Annotated in this window: 4 protein-coding genes and 2 pseudogenes; 5 read left to right on the top strand and 1 reads right to left on the bottom strand. The window is 40.2% G+C overall.

Annotated elements, in window-relative coordinates; translation table 11 throughout:
• The 3 genes and pseudogenes from AC1DUW_RS23315 to AC1DUW_RS23305 form a co-directional block, all read left to right on the top strand.
• A pseudogene (locus AC1DUW_RS23315) lies at positions 1 to 193 on the top strand (NERD domain-containing protein); the annotation flags it as partial.
• A complete protein-coding gene (locus AC1DUW_RS23310) occupies positions 180 to 1,124 on the top strand; it encodes a diacylglycerol/lipid kinase family protein (protein WP_477643568.1) in 945 nt (314 codons plus the stop codon). The pseudogene AC1DUW_RS23315 and the gene AC1DUW_RS23310, both read left to right, overlap by 14 nt.
• Before the next feature lie 306 nt (positions 1,125 to 1,430).
• The gene (locus tag AC1DUW_RS23305) at positions 1,431 to 2,213 is read left to right on the top strand and encodes a phosphotransferase family protein (protein ID WP_053347340.1); all 783 of its coding nucleotides are present in this window, start codon (positions 1,431 to 1,433) and stop codon (positions 2,211 to 2,213) included.
• Here the strand turns inward: AC1DUW_RS23305 and AC1DUW_RS23300 are convergent, their stop codons facing one another.
• Positions 2,214 to 2,489: a YtzH-like family protein gene (locus tag AC1DUW_RS23300; protein ID WP_053347339.1), complete on the bottom strand. Its 276-nt coding sequence runs from the start codon at positions 2,487 to 2,489 to the stop codon at positions 2,214 to 2,216.
• 264 nt (positions 2,490 to 2,753) lie between these two features.
• Here AC1DUW_RS23300 and trmB point away from each other — a divergent pair, with 264 nt between their 5' ends.
• Positions 2,754 to 3,392, top strand: coding sequence for a tRNA (guanosine(46)-N7)-methyltransferase TrmB (gene trmB / locus AC1DUW_RS23295; protein ID WP_053348155.1), 639 nt, complete (start codon positions 2,754 to 2,756; stop codon positions 3,390 to 3,392).
• 219 nt (positions 3,393 to 3,611) lie between these two features.
• Positions 3,612 to 3,730, top strand: a pseudogene (locus AC1DUW_RS23290) (MBL fold metallo-hydrolase); the annotation flags it as partial.

Genomic DNA, 3,730 nt, shown 5'->3' with positions numbered 1-3,730 from the left:
TATCGATATATTGGATAAACGGACATTCCCGGAATGGTTTGAAAGGATGCGGACAATTTCGTCTCCCCTTAAGGCTCAGCAGTTAAAAGGTGCGCAGGCTTTGCTGGAATATTGCCAAACTACTTCAAGCGTCCGACCAGAATGGGATACCGATAATAATCAAGCAGAGGGAAAAGGGCATGCAGCGCCTTAATGAAACGATGTATTTCATTGTCAATCCAATGGCCGGAAATAAAGGAAGTATTAAAACCTGGAAAAAGGTCGAGGAAATACTGAAATCAGAAGATGTTCCCTATGAGGTCTTTTTTACGAAAGAAAAAGGGCATGCGTTAAGGTTGACGAAGGAAATTCTTTCCCAGACCAATCAGAAAACCCGAATGATTGCAGTTGGGGGAGATGGTACCTTACATGAATTGGTAAATGGTGCCGCTGAGTTTCCTCATGCAATCATTGGCTCCCTTGCAGCTGGGTCTGGCAATGATTATGTACGGGGAGTTCAGAAAACCAAGTGTGCAGAGGAGGCCCTTTCTTTATTTCAGGATAATGTCGTCAGGGTTATTGACATCGGGCAGTTTGAGACGAATGGTCAGACTGGTTATTTTATGAACAGCCTTGGAATGGGTATTGATGCTGAAATATCTTATGAAGCGGACCGTTCTCCTCTAAAAAAATGGCTTAATCTTGTGAAAGCGGGTAAATTAATTTATCTGTTTATTTTTATAAAAAAGCTATTCACTTATCGACCTAGTTATATGAATTTGACTGTTGATGGCAACATACATCAGTTAAAAAAGGTATGGTTCATTGTTATCGCAAACCAGCCCTACTTTGGTGGCGGGATGAAAATTTCACCGAAGTCAAAGTTAGACGATGGCATGTTGGATGTGATTGCAGTCCATGACATTTCGATTATGAAATTATTGACCGTATTCATCACCGTTTTATGGGGCGGTCATCTAAACATTAATAACGTTGATTTCTTTTCAGGTAAAATGATTCAAATTAAGAATTTTGGGTCAGTAAAAATTCAGTCAGATGGAGAAATTGTTGGGATGGATGAAGTAGCAGTAGAGGTTCTGAAAGAGAAAATCTGTGTCATGTTTAAGGGCCGTATTTCATTATAAGTTTTGAAATGATTTATTTGTTGTTGTTTTATGCGTATAATCGTTTTATAGTACTTGACGAAGAAACGGTATTTCAACTAAAATTTAATTTATGGCTATTGTTTAATTGCTCAATAGCTATTTTTTTATTTCTCTAATATGAGGATGTTTTTAATTGCGGGGTATCATCCCGATGCACGTATACACGCAGCTTCGCCAACAGGCGGGTTTTTTATTAAACATGGACTCAAAGTAGTGGTAATACATACACTAGGTGAAACGTACCCACATTTGTATAATTAAGCGAGGAAATCGAAGGTGAACCAGTTGGAACATTTATTAGGTCAGGAGTGGGATATATCCCCTGCTGGAGGAGCTACAGGAGAAGCCTTTATTGCCGAGAAAGATGGACAGAAGCTCTTCCTGAAACGAAATTCATCGCCATTTTTAGCTGTTCTTTCAGCTGAGGGCATTGTTCCAAAGTTAATGTGGACAAAACGCCTGGAAAATGGGGATGTAATTACGGCCCAGCATTGGATGGAAGGCAGGGAGCTATCTCAGCAGGAAATGAACAATATAAGAGTCGCAAAGCTGCTTCAAAAAATTCATCAATCCGATCCTTTGTTAAGCATGCTCAAAAGGCTTGGGAAATCCCCTTTACGACCTGAAAGTATACTTACAGAAATAGAAACCGGGTTATCTTCGGATGTTACGGATATTCCGATTATCAAGCAAGCCATTCATTTTTTACAGAACAATCTTCTGTTGATTGAATGCGACGAAAAAGTCGTCTGTCATTGTGATGTGAACCACAATAATTGGCTCATGACCGAAACTGACGGATTGTTTCTAATTGATTGGGACGGAGCAGTCATTGGCGATCCAGCCATTGACCTGGGCATACTCTTGTATTCCTACGTCCCAAGGGAAGAATGGAATGAGTGGCTTGCCCGTTATGGCAAGAAGCTTGACGCAGGCCTGGAGATGAGGATGAAATGGCACACGGTTTCACAACTTGTGCTTTCCATCCAATGGCATCATCGTAGAAAACGGTACGAGGAAAGAAACGATTTACTTCATAAACTTGAAACGCTATTAATGGCTGGCTGATTAGTATTGATCAATGTCATCCACCCATTGGGACAAGTCGTTCTGGTGGTTTGTTATATGTGCTTCTAAATCGGCGGCACCGATTCCTGTCTGACTGTATTCGTAAATCTCCGTCAGTACTGTTTTCACGTTACTATCAATATTCATATTGATCATCAAGGATTTGGCGAGCCTCTCAACCTGTTCGCATTCAGAAACGGAACCGCAGCAGTCTGTTTGATGGTTGGTTAATATATCTTTTAATAGTGCCATTTGATGTTCGTGGGATAGCGGCATATAATTCCACTCCTTTCTTAAATTGTAAAAGTGAGCCTGGATAAAAGGGGTTCTCAGGTGATTTTCCCTGCCCTTCACTTATTTATGGTGTGTGTTGCGGAAAGTTTTATACATGAAAACTACAGAGACTGTCGCCATGATGGCCGGCAGTTTTTTTATTTAATGAATGGGCCCGCGCCGGCGGTTCCTGAAAAAATCAGCTTGCAGGAATCCATCTACTCGTGTTATGGTTTGAACGATTATATTATAAATAGGGGTGTCATCATGCGTTTAAGAAATAAACCTTGGGCTGAAGACCGTTTGAATGATTTTCCGCAATATGTGATTCAGCAGCCAGTGAGCCATAAAGGTAAATGGCATGAAGTATTCGGTAACGATAATCCATTATATATTGAAGTGGGTACGGGAAAAGGCCGATTTATAACAGAAATGGCGAAAGCCCATCCTGATGTGAATTTCATTGGAATTGAAGTATATAGAAGCGTCATTGTAGCGGCACTCGACTTGTTAATTGAAGCAGAAGTGCCAAATTTAAAGTTGTTAAATGTTGATGCAGCGAACTTAGGAGAATATTTTGCTAAAGGTGACGTAGATCGCGTTTACTTGAATTTCTCTGATCCATGGCCGAAATCACGTCATGCCAAACGCCGGTTAACGTATAAAACTTTCCTTGAGGTCTATGAAGGCATTCTTCCAGATCAAGGGGAAATCCACTTTAAAACGGATAACCAAGGACTATTTGAGTCTTCCTTGATGAGTATTTCCGAGTACGGTATGCTTTTAAAATATGTAAGTCTTGATTTGCATAACAGCAGCTTTGAAGGAAATATCATGACTGAATATGAAGAGAAGTTCTCGAGTAAAGGCAATCGGATTTACCGGTTGGAAGCAAAGTTTCAATAATAATTGATGAAAAACCAGGTGCACAGCATCTGGTTTTTTGTTTTTGGGCAGATTTAGATAAATTAGTGATGTCAGTGATTATGACGCTTCCATTTTGAAAAAGGTTAAGCCATATTTTTGCATTCTCTTTCAATGCCTTTCACGGGAAATAAAGAGCTGGATGTTATCAATTTCAATAAATGGAAGCGGATGTTAAACTAAAGAGAGAGGAGGGGTAAAATGGAAACTTTGCAAATAGGGGAAATTAAATTAACATGGCTGAATGGTGGTGTAACCCACTTGGATGGCGGTGCGATGTTTGGTGTTGTACCGAAACCGCTTTGGTCCAAGAAGTATCC

This window comes from Peribacillus sp. P4_C12, assembly GCF_056402095.1.
The sequence above is the reverse complement of the archived record's forward strand: the minus strand, read 5'-3'. Positions and strand labels throughout refer to the sequence as shown.

What these genes read in the sequence shown, in the direction of transcription:
- AC1DUW_RS23310 (WP_477643568.1), top strand. Translation starts at nt 180, where the DNA reads ATGCAGCGCCTTAATGAAACGATGTATTTCATTGTCAATCCAATGGCC.
- AC1DUW_RS23300 (WP_053347339.1), bottom strand. Translation starts at nt 2,489, where the DNA reads ATGCCGCTATCCCACGAACATCAAATGGCACTATTAAAAGATATATTA.
- trmB (WP_053348155.1), top strand. Translation starts at nt 2,754, where the DNA reads ATGCGTTTAAGAAATAAACCTTGGGCTGAAGACCGTTTGAATGATTTT.